The organism is Asanoa hainanensis (assembly GCF_900188485.1).
GTDB lineage: Bacteria > Actinomycetota > Actinomycetes > Mycobacteriales > Micromonosporaceae > Asanoa > Asanoa hainanensis.
Window position 1 is genome coordinate 394,640 of sequence record NZ_FZPH01000004.1, and the last position, 16,902, is coordinate 411,541.

At 70.8% G+C, this 16,902-nt stretch carries 13 protein-coding genes; 5 read left to right on the forward strand and 8 right to left on the reverse strand.

Features of this window, described 5'->3' with window-relative positions; translation table 11 throughout:
* Positions 1-6: 6 nt before the first annotated feature.
* The 8 genes from CHC05_RS12935 to CHC05_RS12970 all read right to left on the reverse strand — a co-directional run bounded on the left by CHC05_RS12935 (position 7) and on the right by CHC05_RS12970 (position 11,410).
* Entirely contained in the window at positions 7-1,608 is a 1,602-nt protein-coding gene (locus CHC05_RS12935) for a pectate lyase family protein (protein WP_245870812.1), read from the reverse strand.
* An 84-nt stretch (positions 1,609-1,692) separates the two neighbouring features.
* Positions 1,693-3,246 carry a pectate lyase family protein gene (locus tag CHC05_RS12940; RefSeq protein WP_089248648.1) on the reverse strand — a complete coding sequence of 518 codons (1,554 nt, stop codon included), beginning with the start codon at positions 3,244-3,246 and terminating at the stop codon, positions 1,693-1,695.
* Positions 3,243-4,550 carry a pectate lyase family protein gene (locus CHC05_RS12945; RefSeq protein WP_089248233.1) on the reverse strand — a complete coding sequence of 436 codons (1,308 nt, stop codon included), beginning with the start codon at positions 4,548-4,550 and terminating at the stop codon, positions 3,243-3,245. Before CHC05_RS12945 ends, CHC05_RS12940 begins: the two co-directional genes overlap by 4 nt.
* A 156-nt stretch (positions 4,551-4,706) precedes the next feature.
* The gene (locus CHC05_RS12950; RefSeq protein ID WP_089248235.1) at positions 4,707-5,930 is read right to left on the reverse strand and encodes a Gfo/Idh/MocA family protein; all 1,224 of its coding nucleotides are present in this window, start codon (positions 5,928-5,930) and stop codon (positions 4,707-4,709) included.
* Positions 5,927-7,393 (reverse strand): mannitol dehydrogenase family protein, encoded by a 1,467-nt coding sequence (locus CHC05_RS12955; RefSeq protein ID WP_425426737.1) that lies wholly within the window; start codon positions 7,391-7,393, stop codon positions 5,927-5,929. The genes CHC05_RS12950 and CHC05_RS12955 overlap by 4 nt, the downstream gene beginning before the upstream one ends.
* Positions 7,390-8,676, reverse strand: a complete 1,287-nt coding sequence (locus CHC05_RS12960; protein WP_089248239.1) for an enolase C-terminal domain-like protein — start codon at positions 8,674-8,676, stop codon at positions 7,390-7,392. Before CHC05_RS12960 ends, CHC05_RS12955 begins: the two co-directional genes overlap by 4 nt.
* Entirely contained in the window at positions 8,673-10,088 is a 1,416-nt protein-coding gene (gene uxaC / locus CHC05_RS12965; protein WP_089248241.1) for a glucuronate isomerase, read from the reverse strand. Before uxaC ends, CHC05_RS12960 begins: the two co-directional genes overlap by 4 nt.
* Before the next feature lie 14 nt (positions 10,089-10,102).
* A complete protein-coding gene (locus tag CHC05_RS12970) occupies positions 10,103-11,410 on the reverse strand; it encodes a Gfo/Idh/MocA family protein (RefSeq protein WP_089248243.1) in 1,308 nt (435 codons plus the stop codon).
* Positions 11,411-11,627: 217 nt separating this feature from the next.
* On the opposite strand from CHC05_RS12970, the gene CHC05_RS12975 reads away from it, so the two are divergent.
* Genes CHC05_RS12975 through CHC05_RS12995 form a run of 5 tightly spaced genes read left to right on the forward strand, consistent with a single transcriptional unit; the run spans position 11,628 to position 16,590 of the window.
* Positions 11,628-12,680, forward strand: a complete 1,053-nt coding sequence (locus CHC05_RS12975) for a LacI family DNA-binding transcriptional regulator (protein ID WP_089248245.1) — start codon at positions 11,628-11,630, stop codon at positions 12,678-12,680.
* A 6-nt stretch (positions 12,681-12,686) separates the two neighbouring features.
* Positions 12,687-14,045: an ABC transporter substrate-binding protein gene (locus CHC05_RS12980; protein ID WP_089248247.1), complete on the forward strand. Its 1,359-nt coding sequence runs from the start codon at positions 12,687-12,689 to the stop codon at positions 14,043-14,045.
* 3 nt (positions 14,046-14,048) lie between these two features.
* Positions 14,049-15,032 (forward strand): carbohydrate ABC transporter permease, encoded by a 984-nt coding sequence (locus tag CHC05_RS12985; RefSeq protein WP_089248249.1) that lies wholly within the window; start codon positions 14,049-14,051, stop codon positions 15,030-15,032.
* The gene (locus CHC05_RS12990) at positions 15,032-15,865 is read left to right on the forward strand and encodes a carbohydrate ABC transporter permease (RefSeq protein ID WP_089248251.1); all 834 of its coding nucleotides are present in this window, start codon (positions 15,032-15,034) and stop codon (positions 15,863-15,865) included. Before CHC05_RS12985 ends, CHC05_RS12990 begins: the two co-directional genes overlap by 1 nt.
* Positions 15,862-16,590: a hypothetical protein gene (locus CHC05_RS12995; RefSeq protein ID WP_089248253.1), complete on the forward strand. Its 729-nt coding sequence runs from the start codon at positions 15,862-15,864 to the stop codon at positions 16,588-16,590. The genes CHC05_RS12990 and CHC05_RS12995 overlap by 4 nt, the downstream gene beginning before the upstream one ends.
* Positions 16,591-16,902 lie beyond the last annotated feature (312 nt).

Sequence of the window (16,902 nt, forward strand, 5' to 3'; positions counted from 1 at the left end):
CCTCCCTCAGATCCGGCCGGCGCCGGCTTGCGCGGAAACGGTCGACTGCACCTGGGAGCAGGGCAGCAGGGTGTACGAGTAGGGCACCGCGGAGACACTGCCGCCGGCCTCGCCCGTACCCGAGTTGGTGAAGCAGTTGCTCCTGGCCACGATCCGGCCGGGACCCGACGAGGCCTCACCGAGATGGAACGGGTCGTCGACGTTCACGAAGGCGTTGCCCTCGACGATGACGCCGGCGTTCTCCGTGGACGCGACGCCGTAGTTGCCGGTGTCGTTGTAGTAGTTGTTGTAGACGTGCACCTGGTCGCCGAACCGGACGCGCGGGTTGCGCTGGTTGGTGTCGTCGAACCAGTTGTGGTGGTAGCTGACCTTCAGGCGGCCGGTGTCCTGCGCACCGTTGTCGTCGTCGTGCCCGAGCAGCATGTTCTTGTCGGTGCCGTCGGCGTGGTTGTAGGAGACGGTGACGTACGACGAGCCACGCTTGATGTCGACGCCGCCGTCGGTGCCGGTCGTCCACGTGTTGTGGTCGATCCAGACGTGGTGGCTGAACATCTGCACGTTGATCGCGTCGTCGGGCCAGCCTCGGAAGTTCAGGTTCCGGACGATGACGTTGTGCACCGCATCGGCCGGCGGTGCCGTGATGTCGTCGTCGATGGGCAGGCCGATGTTGAGGCCACCGCCGGTGAGGCCGGATCCCGAGCCGAGCCCGACGATCGTCTTGTCGGACGTCACGTCGTGCATCGGGCCGGGCAGCGTGAGCATCCCCTGCACCTGGATGATGCGCGGTCCGGACTGCGCGATCGCCGACAGGAACGCCGCGGCGGTGGTGACCGTCACGGTCGAGCCGCCGGCGCCGCCGCTGGTGCCGTTCTGGCCCCAGGCGCTCACGGAAGCCCAGCCGTCGGCCGCGTTGGGCTGCGGCGGGTTGGTGGGCTCGGTGGTGGGTGTCGCCGTCGGCGTCGGCTCCGTGCCACCGCCTGTGGTGACGGCGACGTCGTCGAAGCTGGCGCTGGTGTAGAACGTGGCCACGCCGACGCGGCCGCTGCTCCACTGGCTGTCACTGGCGTCGGTGAGCAGGGCACCGTTGACGTAGCCGCGCAGCGTCGTGCCGGCGACCTCCAGCCGCAGCGTGTAGAAGGAGCCCGCGCTCACGCCGACGGAGGCGGTGTCCAGTGTGGTCGACGAGCCACCGACGAGCTTCTTGAGCTCGACGGTGTTGTTGGAGCGCAGGGCCAGGTAGTAGTAGCTGGTGCTGCTCCGCACCCGGGCGAGCACCGCGACGAAGCGGTTGCTGCCGTTGAAGCTGATTGGCTTGACCCGAGCCTGCACGGCGTAGTCGGTCCAGCTCGCCGTGCCGGCGAGGGCCCGGGCGTCGCTGCTGGTGCTGCTCTGGCGGAGCACGCGGGAGCCGTCGGTGGCCACCGACCAGCTGCCCCCGTTCGTCGTCCATCCGGACGAGTTGCCGTCCTCGAAGTCGTCGGAGAGCAGCGTGGCCGCGCTGGCTCCGGTGGTCATGCCGAGGACCAGCGCCGCGGCGGCCGCCGCGGCCGCGAGGGCCGTCAGCAGGCCGCGGCGACGTGTTCGCCGGACTGGGTTGGGGGGTGACACGGATCCTCCTTTGATCGATACTTGTCGATCTCTAAGGATGCGGGAGACCCGGGCTGAGAACGCCTCCCGTACCCCTGGCCGGAATCAGACCTTGCCGACCCCGGCCCCGGCGGTCACGAGCGCTTTGACCGCCGAAGCGTCATCGAGGGTGTACGCGTAGTACGCGCTGGGTTCCTGCACGCTGCCGGAGCACACCGCCGCACCGGACTCGCCGGCGAAGACGTTGCCGCGGGAGACACAGCGCCCGCGCGGGCCGGCGTACGAGTTGGTCACCGGTTCCTCGACGTTCTCGAAGTAGTTGCCTTCCACCACACAGCCGGCGTCGGCCTGGCACGCCACCCCGGTGTCGGTGTTGTAGAAGAAGTAGTTGTTGTAGACGTGCACCGGCTCGCCGAACCGGACGCGCGGGTTGCGCTGCGGCGTCGCGTCGAACCAGTTGTGGTGATAGCTCACCTTCAGCCGGCCGACGTCCTGCGCGCCGTTGCTGTCGTCGTGCCCGAGCAGCATGTTCTTCGTGTGGTGGTGGGTGTGGTTCCACGACACGGTCACATAGGACGATCCCCGCTTGATGTCGATCAGCCCGTCGTAGCCCTGCGCCAGGTCGTTGTGGTCGATCCAGACGTGGTGCGCGAACATCTGCACGTTGATCGAGTCGTCGCTGGCGCCGCGGAACGACAGGTTCTGGACGATCACGTTGTGCACGGCGTCGGCGGGCGGCGAGGTGATGTCGGAGACCGGGCCGCCGATGTTGAGGCCGCCGCCGGTGATGCCCGCGGTGCTGCCGACCCCGACGATCGACTTGTCGCTGGCCACGTCGTACATGCCGGCCGGCAGGGTGATCGTGCCGCTGACGCAGATGGTTACCGGGCCCGAGCGGGCGATCGCGCCGAGCAGCTCGGCGGCCGTGTCGACCGCGACCGTAGGCCCGCCGGCGCCGCCGGTCGTGCCCGTGGCGAAGCCGCTCGCGGTGCCGCTGACCCGGCAGGTGCCGGTGGGCGGCGGGTCCGTCGGCGGCGGGGTGGTCGGGTCCGGGTCGGGCGCGGCACCCGTATCGACGGAGACGTTGTCGAACGTGGCGCTGGCGTAGGACGCGACCAGCCCGATCCGGCCGGAGCCGAACGTGCCGTCGGTCGCGCTCACCACGGTGGCGCCGTTCACGGATCCGCTGAGCGCTCCGCCGGCGACCCGCAGGCCCAACGTGTACGTGGTGCCCGGGGTCACGCCGACCACGGCCGTACCGAGCGCGGTGACGCCGCCGCCGGAGACCCGCTGGAGCTGGGCCGAGCCGCCGCCGGTGAGCACCAGGGCGTAGTAGTTGGTCGAGGTCTGGACCCGGGCGGCCACGCCGACGGACCGCCCGCTGGCGCCGAACGCGATCGGGGTGACCCGCGCGCTGACCGTGTAGTCCGTCCACGAGGTGCTGCCGGCGAGCGCCTTAGCGGCGGCGCCCGTGCTCGACTGGCGATAGGCCCCGCCCACCACCGACCAGCTCCCGCCCGACTTCGACCAGCCGTCGGCGTTGCCGTCGTCGAAGGTGTCGCTGAACAGGGTCGCGGCGTGGGCCAGGTTCATGCCGACCACGCTGAGCGGCAGGGCCAGCACGGCCGCCGCGGCGAGGACGCTCAGGCGTCTTCTCATCGGATCCTCCCAGCGCCCGCGCATAGTTCGACCACGAGTGCGGCGGCCGGTGCGGGGAGCACGTGGCCGGCGCGCAGGGTGGGCGTCCAACCGGCGTCGGTTGCGATGTCGGGGTCGTGGGTCGCGTTGTACTCGGCGAGCAGGTTGACGGGCCGGGGCAGGGACCGGCCAGACCGCGCCCAGGTGCCCTTCTCGGTGAGCACCGTGCCGCCCCAGTCGAAGACGAACGAGTCCTGCGGCACGGTCGCGCCAAACGCGACGTAGTTGTTCTCGGCGTAGATGGCCGACTGCACGCCGACGCCCCAGCTGTACTCGTACGGGTCCTCGACCGGCACGCGGTAGAGGTTGTTGTAGACGTCGACCTGGCCGAACCGGACGCGCGGCGCGCGCTGGACGCTGCCCTCGAACTCGTTGTGGTGCACGGTCACCTTGAGCGCGCCCACGTCGGCGCCCGGGGTGTTGGTCGAGCCGATCAGCATCGTCTTGTCGTGGTTGGTGAACCGGTTGTAGGACACCGTCACGTAGTTGCTGCCGTTGGTGATGTCGACCTGCCCGTCGTGCACCTGGTACGGCCGGCCGAAGTGCAGCGGCTGCGCCGAGTCCGGGTTGTCGGCGTCGGTGAACGTGTTGTGGTCGACCCAGACGTGGTTCGAGTTCCGGACCCAGATGTTGTCGTACGCCGCGTTCCAGTTGCCGGTCGCGCCGTCGGTCGGCGACCAGACCGGGAAGCAGTCGCGGCTGTCCTCGTGGGTGATGTTCCGGATGATCACGTTGGAGCTGCCGTCGAGCCGCAGGAAGACCCCGTTGAGCCGGGCGTTGCCCAGCCCGACGATGGTCTTGTTGGAGCCGACGTTGACCCGCACCCGGGCGCTCTGGTTGGCGGCCGAGCGCGCTCGCGCCTCCTCCAGTGGACCACTCGGCGCGACGCGGCCCCAGACCGCCGGGTCATAGGTGCTCAAAAAAGCGTCCAACGTGTACGCCGGATCGGCGAACTGAGCGCAGGAAAGCGGGGCGCCGGTGGCGTCGGCATTGCCGTTGATGATGCCGCGAACGATGACGATCGCCGGTGTCGTGCCGGCCACGGCGGCAGCGAGCTCGTCGCGCGTGTCGACCTGGAAGACGTTTTCCGGTGTGGCCGCGGCACCGCCGGTGGTGCCGGCACCCTCGGCCGCCCAACCGTCGCCGGCGGGCAGAACCTGCCTGGCCAGTCGCTCGCTCAGCGGAGTCGACGCCGCCGCGGCGGGCGCCGCGACGGCGATCACCAGCACGCCGGCCACGCTGGCGGCGAGACCTCGAAATCGCATTGACACACTCCGATCACAATGCGGATACCTATTCTGAAAGATAGGTATCGATCATTATGAGTGTCAATGCCATCGATGTGCAGTTATGTTGCAGTAAAACGCGGCAACGGCGAATGGCTCGACCGTCGGAACGGCCGAGTAGGCTACCTATTAGCCCTATTTCAGGTGGGCGATTGACCCCGTTGTTTGCATTCGGTTTTCCGTGTGCGGCGGCCTTGCCCAGGCCACCCCGAGCTCCGACGGCAGCGCGAGCCCTGCGGCCGCCCGGCGGAGCACCGCGTTGATGCCGCGGATCGAGCGGATGCGCCCCGGCCCGGTGCCGAGGTCGGCGACGACGTCGTCGCCGAGCGCCACCGGCGCGGGCGCCGCGCCGAGTGCCTCGACCACCGCGGTGAAGCCAACGGTGGCCGACAGTGCGGCCCGCAACGGCACGCCGGCCCGGTCGGCGCGGTGCGCGAGCAGGTTGTCGAGCAGGTCGACCCGGCCGGGCACCTCGCGCGGCCCGGGGTCACCGGGCAGCATCAGGCGATCGGTCGGGTACTCCAGGGTCGCGCTCCCCCGCGTGCCGGTGACCGTGACCTCACCGGCGATGAACTCCTCGCCCGCCAACGTGACCGCCACGACCACCGACGGTCCACCCTGGACGGTCAACCGCAACACGGCGGTATCGTCACTCTCGATGGCCCGGGTCCGATAACGCTCCACCTCGAGCCGCCCCGGCGGTTCGGCGCCCATTTGCTCTGCCGCCATATACGCATCACGTGTCGGGTCGCTACCGGTGATGCGCATATGGCGGCAGAGCAAAGCCGCGTCGGAGACGGCGAGGGCCTGCATGACCGCGTGGGCGAGCGGGTTGGTCAACGCGCCGTCGACGCCGCGCCGACCGGCCCAGGGCGACCGCGTGTAGTACGCGTCGTCGCGCTGCCATGCGGCCACCGCGGCGACGCCCGTGACCGTGCCCAGCGCTCCGCTGGCGATCACCCCCCGCAGCTCGTCGAGCGCCGCCGAGCCGAGCGCCTGGAAGCCCACCTGGCACGACCGGCCGGCCTCGGCCAGCGCGGCCGACAGCAGGTCGTGGTCGGCCAACGAGAGCAGCGGTGGCTTCTCCAGCAGTAGGTCGCAGCCGGCCGCCAGGGCGTCCAGCGCGATCGGCAGGTGGGTGCCCGGCGGCGTGCAGATGATCACCACCTCGGGCCGGGTCGCGGCGAGCAGGTCGCGGTGGTTCGGGAACACCGGCGTGCCCGGCGGCACGGGCGGGTCGGGATCGACCGGCTTCGGCTCGGCGATGCCCACGAGCGTGAGGTCGGAGCGGGTCGCCAGCCGCCGCCGGTGCCAGCGGCCGTGACCGTTGGCACCGACCAGCGCGACGCGGGTCGTCATCCCGCACCGGCCAGAGTGGACTCGACGCCGTGCTTGTCGAGCTCCGTCAGCCAGTCGACCACCAGAGTGCGGACGACCTCGTCGGCCGCGAGCTCCGCCGGGAAGACCTCGGTCAGGCCGAACAGCGCGCCCGCGAGGCCTTCCGGGCTGTCCGGAGCGGCGGCGACGGCCGCGTGGATCCGGTCCGCAAGCGGGTCGTCGAGGTGCAGCGCGCGGCCGTCGTCGGCGATGCCGCGCGCGTAGCGCATCCAGGCCGCCACGACCAGCGCCGCCCAGCGCGGCTCCGCTCCGGCCGCCCGGCGCCCGGCGACCGTCTCCAGCACCCGCTGCGGCAGCTTCTGCGAGCCGTCCATGGCGACCTGCTTGGTGCGGTGGGCGATCGCCGGGTTGGCGAACCGCGCCAGCGACAGCTCGCCGTAGTCGACGACCGAGACGCCGTCCGGCGGGGTGAAGCTGGGCGCGATGTCCTCGGCGACGAACCGCCGCATCGCGTCGACCAGACCGGGCATCCGGTGCGCCTCCGCGATGGTCTCCCGCCCGGCCAGCGCACCGAGATAGGCCATGCCCGAGTGGACGCCGTTGAGCGCCCGCAGCTTGAGCCGCTCCCAGGGGCCGGCGTCGCCGGTGAGCACCGCGCCGGCCGCCTCCCAGGCCGGCCGACCGCCGGGGAAGTCGTCCTCGATGACCCATTGGCGGTACGGCTCACCGGCCAGCGCCGCCTCGTCGCGCACACCGAGCAGCGCCGCGGCGGCCGCCCGGGTCACCTCCGTCGACGCCGGGACGATCCGGTCGACCATCGTGCCGGGGCAGCTCACGTTGGCCCGCAGCCAGGCGTCGTCGTGCCCGGCCATGGCGTACGCGGCGGCCAACATGCCCCGCACCCGACGGCCGTTGGAGGAGAAGTTGTCGCAGCTGACCACCGCGATCGGCCCGGCATCGGCGCGCGCCCGGGCGAGCAGTCCGCGGACCAGCAGCCCGGGCACGGTGGTGGGTGACCCGTCACCGAGCAGGTCGGCGGTCAACGCCGGGTCGTCGAGCAGCTGCCCCGTCGCCGGGTCGAGCTTGTAGCCCTTCTCGGTGACGCACAGCGTGACCACCCGGATGGCCGGGTCGGCCAGCCGCGCGACCACCCGCTCGGGGTCGGCGGCGGCCACCTGGGCGCCGGCCAGGGCACCGATAACCCTGGCCCGGGCACCCTCCGCGGACATCTCGGAGACGCTGTAGAGGTGGTCCTGCTCCTTCAGGGCCGCCACCACGTCGGCCGACCGTGGCGCCACGCCGAGGATCCCCCAGTCGCCGCCGGCGGCGGCCACGGCCTCCTCGGTGTAGACAGCCTGGTGCGCGCGGAAGAACGCGCCGAGCCCGATGTGCACGATGCCGGCGGGCACCGTGCCCGGGCGCAGCAGCGGCCGGCTCTCGATGGGCAGCCGGCGCAGCGTGTCGAGCCCGAGTCGCGGGGTCATCGCCACACCGGTCCTTCCGGGAACGAGAACTCGGCCACCGACGACGGTTTCATCGTGGCGCTGTAGCCGGGCTCGGTGGGCAGCAGATACCGGCCGCCGCGGGTGCGCACCGGGTCGACGAAGTGCTCGTGCAGGTGGTCGACGTACTCCACCATCCGTCCCTCCAGCGAGGTGCCGACCCGCAGGTAGTCGAAGAAGGCTAGGTGCTGCACGAGCTCGCAGAGCCCGACGCCGCCCGCGTGCGGGCAGACCGGCACACCGAACCTGGCCGCGAGCAACAGTTCCGCGAGCACCTCGTTGACGCCGCCGACCCGGCACGCGTCGATCTGCATGACGCCGATCGCGTCGGCCTGGAGCAGCTGCTTGAAGATCACCCTGTTGGCCGCGACCTCGCCGGTCGCCACCCGCACCGGAGCGACCGCACGCTGGATGCGGGCGTGGCCGAGCACGTCGTCGGCGTGCGTCGGCTCCTCGATCCAGTACGGGTCGAACTCGGCGAGCCGGGCCATCGCGGCGATCGCCTCGTCGACGTCCCAGACCTGGTTCGCGTCCATCATCAGCAGCGCGTCCGGGCCGATCTCCTCCCGGATGATCCGGGCCCGGCGCACGTCGTCCTCGAGGTCGCCACCGACCTTCATCTTCATCGCCCGCCAACCCTCGGCGTACGCGGCCCGGGTCAGGTCCCGGACCTTGTCGTCCGGATAGCCGAGCCAGCCCACCGACGTCGTGTACGACGGGAAGCCGTCGCCGCGCACCTGGGCCAGGCGCTCGGCGTACCCGTGGCGGCCCTTGTCGAGAATGGCGACCGCGTCGTCGGGCATGAGGGCGTCGGTGATGTGGTGGAAGTCGACGTTGGCGACGAGCTCGTCGGTCGGCATCTCGGCCAGCAACTGCCAGAGGGGCAGGCCGGCGGCCTTGGCGCGCAGGTCCCAGACCGCGTTGACCACCGCGCCGGTCGCCATGTGGATGACGCCCTTCTCCGGGCCGAGCCAACGCAGCTGCGGGTCGGCGGTCAGGGAGCGCCAGAACGCCACCGGCTCGGCGGCGATCTCCTCGATCGACCGGTTTTCGACGTGCGGCGCGAGCGCGCGGACCGCCGCGCAGGTCAACTCGTTGCCCCGGCCGTTGGTGAACGTGAAGCCGGCACCGACGAGCGGCCCGTCGGTCAGCAGCTCCACATAGGTCGCCGAGTAGTCGCCCCGGTTGATGGCGTCGGAGCCGTCGCCCGCCGCGGCGGTCGGGAACCGCACGTCGTGCACCTCGACGGCACGGATCGTGGTCACTTGGCGTCCTCCAACCGGAACACCCGCTTGGGCAGGCGGTACGCGAGGTCGACGATGGTCTCGGCCGCCTCGTCGAAGGGCAGCCGGTGCTCGGCGACGAGCCGGGCCAGGAAGCCGGCGTCGACGCGGCGGGACACGTCGTGGCGCACCGGGATCGAACAGAACGCCCGGGTGTCGTCGACGAAGCCCGCCGTGTTGTAGAAGCCGGCGCTCTCGGTGACCGCCTCGCGGAAGCGACGGAGCACCTCGGGCGAGTCCAGGAACCACCACGGCGCACCCAGGTAGATCGCGGCGTAGCCGCCGGCGATCGGGGCCAGCTCGCGGCTGAACGTGTACTCGTCGAGGGTGTAGACGACCACCCGGAGCCGCGGGTCGTTGCCGTACGCGTCGAGCAGCGGCGTCAGCGCGTGCAGGTATTCCGTTGCCTGGGGGAGGTCGCCGCCGACGTCGCGGCCGTGCGTCGCGTGCAGCCACCGGTTGTGGTTGCGCACGGCGCCGGGGTGCAGCTGCATCACCAGACCGTCCTCGATGGACATCTGGGCGAACTCGAGCAGCATGTGGGCGCGGAAGGTCTCGGCGTCGGCCGCGTCCGCCGCGCCGCGCAGTCCCCGTTCGAACAGCTTTGCCGCTTCGGCCTGGGTCAGGGAGAGCGTGCGGGCGGTCGGGTGGCCGTGGTCGCTGGAGGTCGCACCGGCGGCGATGAACGCCGCGCGGCGGGACCGCAGCGCGGCCAGGTAGCCCGGGTAGGTGCCGGTGTCCTCGCCGGCCACCTCGCCGAGCCGGCCGACGCGTTCGGCCCAGCCCTCGAACTCCATGTCGACCACGTCGTCGGGGCGGAAGGTGGTGACGACGCGGCCGCCCTTACCGCCCCAGCCGTCGGCCGCCAGCTTCGCGTGTGCGGCGAGCTCGTCCAGCGGCGACTCCGTCGTGGCCAGCACCTCGATGTTGAAGCGCTCGAACAGCGCCCGGGGGCGGAACTCCGGCCGAGCCAGCTTCTCGGCCAGCGCGTCGTACACCTCGTCGGCGGTCTCCGGCGTCAGCCGGGTGGTGACGCCGAAGACGGTCTCGAACGTGCGCTCCAGCCACAACCGCGACGGCGTGCCGCGGAACAGGTGCCAGTGCTCGGCGAACAGGCGCCAGATGGCCCGGCCGTCGGTCTCGCTGGGCTCGCCGGTGCGGCTGGGCACGCCGAGCCGGGCCGGCGGGATGCCCTGGCTGAGCAGCATCCGGGTCAGGTAGTGGTCCGGCACGATGATCAGCCGGGCGGGGTCGGGGAACGGCTCGTCGTCGGCCAGGACGGCGGGGTCCACATGGCCGTGCGGGGAGATCAGCGGCAGGTCGCGGGCGAGCCCGTAGAGCTCGCGGGCGATCGCGCGTTGACCCGGCTCGGCCGGAAACAGCAGGTCGGACATGAACTCCCTCGCGGTCAGGTCGGATCGAGCAGGTCGGTGGCGGTCACCGGCGCACCGGTCGCCATCGAGCGGTTGGCGGCCAGCCCGGTCAGCAGCGCGAGGGCGCCGTCCCGGGCGGTGGCGGAGCGGTCCATCGGGTCAGCCTGGCCGCCGAAGAGCACCCCGGTCATCCGGGCGTCGGCGCCACCATGGCCGCCGCGGGCATAGCCTTTTACGGCGACTTCGCGGGGCGGCTGCCAGTAGGGGTGCACGGTCAGCCGCGCGCGTCCGTGCTCGGCGGCGGCGACCTCGCCGTGCACGGCGGCGCCCTTGACCTCGCTGGCACCGGCGGGGCTGACGTGGTCGCTCTCGACCACCTCGAGCTCCAGCCGGCCACGACTGCCGTTGACCATGACCCGATAACCCTCCCACGGCGCGTACGCGGTGAGGTGGTAGGTCATCGTCGCCCCGGTCGAGTAGCGCACGAGCACGGCCAGGTCGTCTTCGATGGTCACGCCGGGCGCGAAGACGTTCTGGTCGCGCAGGTAGCCGTCCTCGTCCTCGGCGTCGAGGTAGAGCGCGCGGAGCTGCGGGTTGTCGGCGAGGTGCAGGGCGAACGGGTCGTCCCTTGGCGCGTCGTGGCCCCGGGCGTAGTCGCGGGCGTAGCCGTGCCTGCGCCCCTCCGGGCCGTAGAAGAACCGCCGGCCCTGCGCGTAGACGGTGGCCGGTGTCGCGTCGAGCCACCAGTTGACCAGGTCGAAGTGGTGGCCGGACTTGTGCACGAGCAGGCCGCCCGAGTTGGCCACGTCGCGGTGCCAGCGGCGGAAGTAGTCGGCGCCGTGCCGCACGTCGAGCAACCACTCGAAGTGGACGGACCCGATCTCGCCCAGCGCTCGCAGCTCGTCCTTGAAAGCTTCGTGCAACGGGTTGTAGCGGTAGTTGAACGCCACCCGGACCCGGCGACCGGTCTCTCGCACGGCGGCCAGGATCCGCCGGCAGCCCTCGGCGTCGGTCGTCATCGGCTTCTCGGTGACCACGTCACAGCCCGCGTTCAGGGCGGCCACGATGTAGTCGGCGTGGGTCGCGTCGACGGTGGTGACGAGCACCTCGTCGACCTTCTCCGCGGCCAGCATGGTGGTGAAGTCGGTCGCCGCGTAGGTCTTCGGCGGGGTCGCGCCCAGCTCCTCCAGCCAGCGGACGTGGGCCGCCATCCGGGTGTGGTTGACGTCGGCCAGGGCCACCACTTCGGCCCGGTCGGCGTGGTCGGTGGCGAGGGCGCGCAGGAACATCCCGGCCCGGGCTCCGGCGCCGACCAACGCGTAGCGACGTCGTCCGTCAGACATCGACCAACCCCTTCGCGGAGTGCAAACGTTTGCAGGAAACTAAGCATGCTCCCCTCGTACCCGTCAATGTCTTGTCCGTTATTTTGGCTTTTGCCGGTGGGTTGGAACGCGCCCGCAACCGAGTCGCAACAACAGACCGTTGACAGCCACGCAACCGTTTGCATTAATTGGCGCACTTGAGTGACGGCCACCACAGCCTTCGATGAAGGGGTCCCGCGTGCCAGCCACCATCCGCGACGTCGCGCGCGAGTCCGGGGTGCACATCTCCACGGTCTCGCGCACGTTCTCGGCGCCGCACCTGGTCAACCCGGAGACCCGCAGCCGGGTGCTGGCCTGTGCCGAGCACCTCGGCTACCGCCCCAACCGGGCGGCCCGGGCGCTGATCACCGGGCGCACGCACAACATCGGCCTGATCGTGGCCGACATCGCCAACCCGTTCTTCCCACCGCTGATCAAAGCGGCGGAGAGCCAGGCCCGGCAACGGGACTACCACATCTTCGTGACCGACACCAACGAGGACGCGAGCGTCGAAGAAGGACTGGTCCGCGCGCTGGCCAAGCAGGTCGACGGGGTCCTGCTGTGCAGCCCGCGGATGAGCAACAGCCTGATCGAGCAGCTCAGCCGCGAGGTGCCGCTGGTGGTGGTCAACCGCCAGCTCACCGGCCTGCCGACCGTGGTGATGGACGTGGCGCAGGGCGCCCGGCTCGCCATCGACCACCTCAGCCGGCTCGGTCACCGGCAGATCGCCCTGGTCGCCGGCCCACGCGGGTCGTGGACCAGCCGGGAGATCCGCCGGTCGGCGCTGTCGGCCGCCCGGGCCAACGACGCCGACCTGGCCGTCATCGGGCCCAACCAACCCACCGAAGACGGTGGCATGGCCGTCGCCGAGCAGATCGTGCGCGCCGGCGTGAGCGCCGTCCTCGCCTACAACGACCTCATGGCCATCGGCCTGATCGAGGGCCTATCCACCCTGGGCCTGAGCGTCCCGGAAGACATCAGCGTCGTCGGCATCGACGACATCGCGCTGAGCCGCCTCACCCGCCCCAAGCTGACGACGGTGGCGACCCCAACCGCCGCCGCCGGACGGGCGGCCGTCGACATGCTCCTCGCGCACGGCGACGACCGTCGCACCACCGCACAGATAACCCTTCAGACCGAGCTGGTCATCCGCGACTCGACGGGGCCGGGCCCGGGTCCGCACAGCCATGCGGACCCGGGCGGCGTGGTCGCCACCGCCCCCGGAGAGGTCGCCTCCTACGCCAAGGAGTGAGCGCACATGCACCGCGCACCATCTTCGCGTGCGGTCGAGCCGACCACGCGCCACCACCGTACCGCCTTTTCGGGGCCTGGCCTGCGGCGACGCCTGCTCGCGGCCCTGGTCGCCATTCCCCTCGCGCTGGCCGCCGCGGCCTGCGGTGACGATGGCGGCGATTCCGCCGCCGACCCCAACAAGCCGGTCGAACTGTCCATCTTCTGGTGGGGCGCGGAGGGCCGCGCGAAGCTGACCGAGGACGCGCTGGCGCTCTACACCAAGAAGCACCCCAACGTGACCTTCAAGAAGACGTGGCAGGCCAACCAGGGCTACTTCGACAAGCTGGCGACCCTGACCGCGGGCGGCGACGCGCCCGACATCTTCCAGATCGACGACAACTACCTCACCGAGTACGCGTCGCGGAACGTCACGTTGGACCTCACGTCCTACAAGGACGGTGGCAAGCTCGACGTCTCGAAGTTCCCCGAGAGCCTGGTGAACTACGGCATCGTCGACGGCAAGATGGCCGGCGTCGCGTTCGGTGAGAACACCCAGGGCCTGGTGTTCAACAAGACCCTGCTCGACAAGTTCAAGCTGCCCGCGCCGACCACCGGCATGACCTGGGCCGACTTCATCACCTGGGCGGAGAACGTCTCCAAGACCGCCAAGGTGCCCGGCACGCAGGACCCGAGCGCCGACTACAAGGCCTTCTGGGTGTGGCTGCGCCAGCAGGGCAAGGACCTCTACAAGGACAAGGCGCTCGGCTTCACCGAGCAGGACGTGGCCGGGTGGTTCGAGCTGTGGAAGGGCGCCCGCGACCGCGGTGCCACCCCGACCGCCGACGTGATCCACGAGGGCAACGTCACCGACATCAGCAAGCAGCTCGTCGTCACCGGCAAGGCGAGCACCTCCTGGGTGTGGGCCAACCAGATGCCCGAGCTGAAGAAAAACACCAAGGACGAGCTCGGCGTCGTCGCGTACCCGGGTGACCCGAGCGCGCAGTGGGCCCGGGCGTCGATGTACTTCTCGGTGTTCCGGGGCAGCGAGCACAAGGACATCGCGGTCGACGTCATCAACTTCCTGTCGAACGACCCCGAGGCGGCGGCGGTGCTCGGCACCGACCGTGGCCTGCCGTCCAACCTGGACATTCGTAAGGCGGTCTCCTCCACTGTCTCGGACGCGAACATGAAGGTCGCCATCCAGGTGCAGACCGAGCTGGGCGCCAAGTTCGGCGCTTCGCCGCAGGTTCCGCTCAAGGGGCACAGCAAGGTCCGCGCCGAGCTGATCAAGGCCGCCGAAGAGGTGCAGTTCGGTCGCCAGACACCCGCCGAGGCCGCCAAGGCGTACTTCGCCATCGCCCAGGCCGCGATCGGACAGGCCTGACCGTTGGCCATTAGTACCGCGCCGCCGGCGGCACCGCCTGCCGGCTCCGCCTCCCCCGGTCCCGCCAGTCGGCGGGGCCGGGGTGGCCCGCGCCGCCGAGAGAACATCGCCGGGTTCGTCTTCCTGTCACCGTGGCTGCTCGGGCTCATGGGCATCACGGCCGTCCCGATGCTGCTCTCCCTCTATCTCTCGTTCACCAACTACGACGCCCTCTCCGACTTCTCCGCGGTCGAGTGGATCGGGCTCGACAACTACCGCGAGATGTTCACCGCGGACGCGTCCTTCTGGCACGCCGTGCGGGTCACGGTCACCTTCGCGCTGATCGCCGTGCCGCTGAAGCTGGCCGCCGCCCTGGGGGTCGCCCTGCTGCTCAACCGGGCGTTCCGGGGCGTCGGGCTGTTCCGGGGCCTGTTCTACCTGCCGTCGCTGCTCGGTGGCAGCGTCGCGCTGGCCATCGTCTGGGTCAACATGTTCAACCGGGACGGCGCGTTCAACTCGCTGCTGGGCCTGTTCGGCATCGAGGGCGCGCCGTGGGTCAACGATCCCCGGTTCGCTCTGGAGACCCTGATGGCACTGGCCATCTGGCAGTTCGGCGCGCCGATGGTGATCTTCCTGGCGGGGCTCAAGCAGATCCCGGTCGAGCTCTACGAAGCGGCGTCGGTGGACGGCGCGGGTCCGTGGCGCCAGTTCCGGGCAGTCACGCTGCCCATGCTGTCGCCGGTCATCTTCTTCAACCTGGTGCTGGAGACGATCAACGGCTTCCAGGGCTTCACGTCGGCTTTCGTGCTGTCGAACGGCACCGGGGGTCCGGTCGACTCGACGCTGATGTACACGCTGAACCTCTACATCAAGGGCTTCACCGAGCTGCGGATGGGCTACGCGTCGGCGCTGGCGTGGGTGTTCCTGGTGGCGATCGCCCTGATCACGGTGGTGCTGTTCAGCACGGGCCGGTTCTGGGTCCACTACGCCGACGGTGAGGACCGGTGATGGGTAGGCGCTTCTGGCGTTTGGTGATCCTCGTGCTGATCCTGGCCGTGGTGCTGTATCCCCTGCTGTGGATGCTGGGCACCTCGTTCAAGTCACGCGAGGAGATCGCCACGAACATCGGCCTGTGGCCCGATGTGTTCACCCCTGGGAACTTCCGGGACGGCTGGCAGAACTTCGACGTGAGCTTCGGACGGTTCTTCGCCAACAGCGCGATGGTCGCCCTGCTGACGGTCGTGGGCAACGCGGTCTCGTGCCTGCTGGCCGCCTACGCCTTCGCCCGCCTCCGGTTCCGGATGCGCAAGGTCTGGTTCGCGATCATGATCGGCACGCTGCTGCTGCCGGGCCATGTGCTGATCATCCCGCAGTACGTGCTGTTCAAGCAGCTGGGTTGGGTCGGCGGCGACTGGCCGTATCTCCCGTTGCTGGTCCCCCAGTTCCTGGCCACGGAAGCGTTCTTTGTCTTCCTGATGGTCCAGTTCATGCGCGGCATCCCCTACGAGCTGGACGAGGCCGCGAAGATCGACGGGGCGTCGCCGTACACGGTGTTCGCCCACGTGATCGTGCCCCTGAGCCGGCCGGCCCTGGTCACGACAGCGATCTTCTCGTTCATCTGGACGTGGAACGACTTCTTCCGCCAGCTGGTCTTCTTGTCGGACCTGCAGGACTACACGGTCCCGGTGGCCCTGACGTTGTTCATCGACTCGACGAGCGAGAGCGCGGTGGGCCCGATGTTCGCGATGTCGCTGCTGTCGCTGGTGCCGGTCTTCCTGTTCTTCGTAGCCTTCCAACGCCTCCTGGTAGAAGGCATCAACACGAGCGGCATCAAGGGATGAAACCCGACTGGCGCGACACGGTCCGCGTCGCCACCGACGTGGCGGTGCTGGGCCTCCTGATGGTGGCGGCGTCGCTGCCGGTCCTCACGACCGGCGCGGCGTTCGCCACCGCCAGCTACGCGGTGCACTCATTCCTGACCAACGACCGCTGGCCAGGCCCACGCGCCTGCTGGCGCGTCTTCCGCCGCACGCTGCTGCCCGGCGCCCTGGCAACGGCGGCCGTGCTTGCGGCGACCTGGCTGGTCACCGTCGACCTCGCCGCGGTCTCGACCGGCCGCGTCCCGGGCGGCGCGGTCGTGGTCGGCCTGACCACCGTGATCACGGCAGCCGCGTGCGGCTATGCGGCGCTCGCGCTGGTCGCCCTCGGCGGCACCCTCGCCACCGCGAATCCCGGCGGGGCCCACGCCACCGAAACACCCCAGCGCACCGCAACCACCGCGCCGCCTCGCGCCGCCGGAACTGCCGGCGACAGCGCGGCCGCGACGTCAGGCGACGCCCGCGCCACCGCGGCGCCGCACGGCGTTTGGCGATCGGCCGCACGCACCGCCGTCGCGGAGCGGCCAGCGACCGTCGCCGCCGCAGCGGGCGTGATCGGCTTGGCAAGCCTGCTCGCGCTGCTGGTGCACCCGATCCTGGCCGCTTGCCTGGTCGGCTATGGCCTCTACGCGCTCCACGCGGTTACCCGACGCCTGAACCCCACCCCGGCGACAGAGCCAACTCGGTAGCCCAACCGTCCACACCTCAGCGAGGCACGGCTCACGTCGACGCGCAGCCCGCCCGACGCAGTGCGCCCACCACCTCGCGCGAACCACGTCGCCGCCCAGGCCGCAACGCACGGCCAAGCGCAACGCGCGAGCCGCCGGGTCAAAACCACGTCTCGCAGCAACGCGCAACGCGTCGCCAGGCGCGACCCGCGGCTCGGGCGCAACGCGCCGCCGGGCGCGACCCGCCGCTCGGGCGCAACGCGCCGCCAGGCCCGACCCGCCGCTCGGGCGCGACCCGCCGCTCGGGCGCGACCCGCCGCCAGGCCCGACCCG

Bases quoted from the DNA above. Each gene is read 5' to 3' on its own strand.
- CHC05_RS12970 (WP_089248243.1), bottom strand. From the start codon at position 11,410: ATGTCTGACGGACGACGTCGCTACGCGTTGGTCGGCGCCGGAGCCCGG.
- uxaC (WP_089248241.1), bottom strand. From the start codon at position 10,088: ATGTCCGACCTGCTGTTTCCGGCCGAGCCGGGTCAACGCGCGATCGCC.
- CHC05_RS12940 (WP_089248648.1), bottom strand. From the start codon at position 3,246: ATGAGAAGACGCCTGAGCGTCCTCGCCGCGGCGGCCGTGCTGGCCCTG.
- CHC05_RS12980 (WP_089248247.1), top strand. From the start codon at position 12,687: ATGCACCGCGCACCATCTTCGCGTGCGGTCGAGCCGACCACGCGCCAC.
- CHC05_RS12990 (WP_089248251.1), top strand. From the start codon at position 15,032: ATGGGTAGGCGCTTCTGGCGTTTGGTGATCCTCGTGCTGATCCTGGCC.
- CHC05_RS12955 (WP_425426737.1), bottom strand. From the start codon at position 7,393: ATGACCCCGCGACTCGGGCTCGACACGCTGCGCCGGCTGCCCATCGAG.
- CHC05_RS12950 (WP_089248235.1), bottom strand. From the start codon at position 5,930: ATGACGACCCGCGTCGCGCTGGTCGGTGCCAACGGTCACGGCCGCTGG.
- CHC05_RS12995 (WP_089248253.1), top strand. From the start codon at position 15,862: ATGAAACCCGACTGGCGCGACACGGTCCGCGTCGCCACCGACGTGGCG.
- CHC05_RS12945 (WP_089248233.1), bottom strand. From the start codon at position 4,550: ATGCGATTTCGAGGTCTCGCCGCCAGCGTGGCCGGCGTGCTGGTGATC.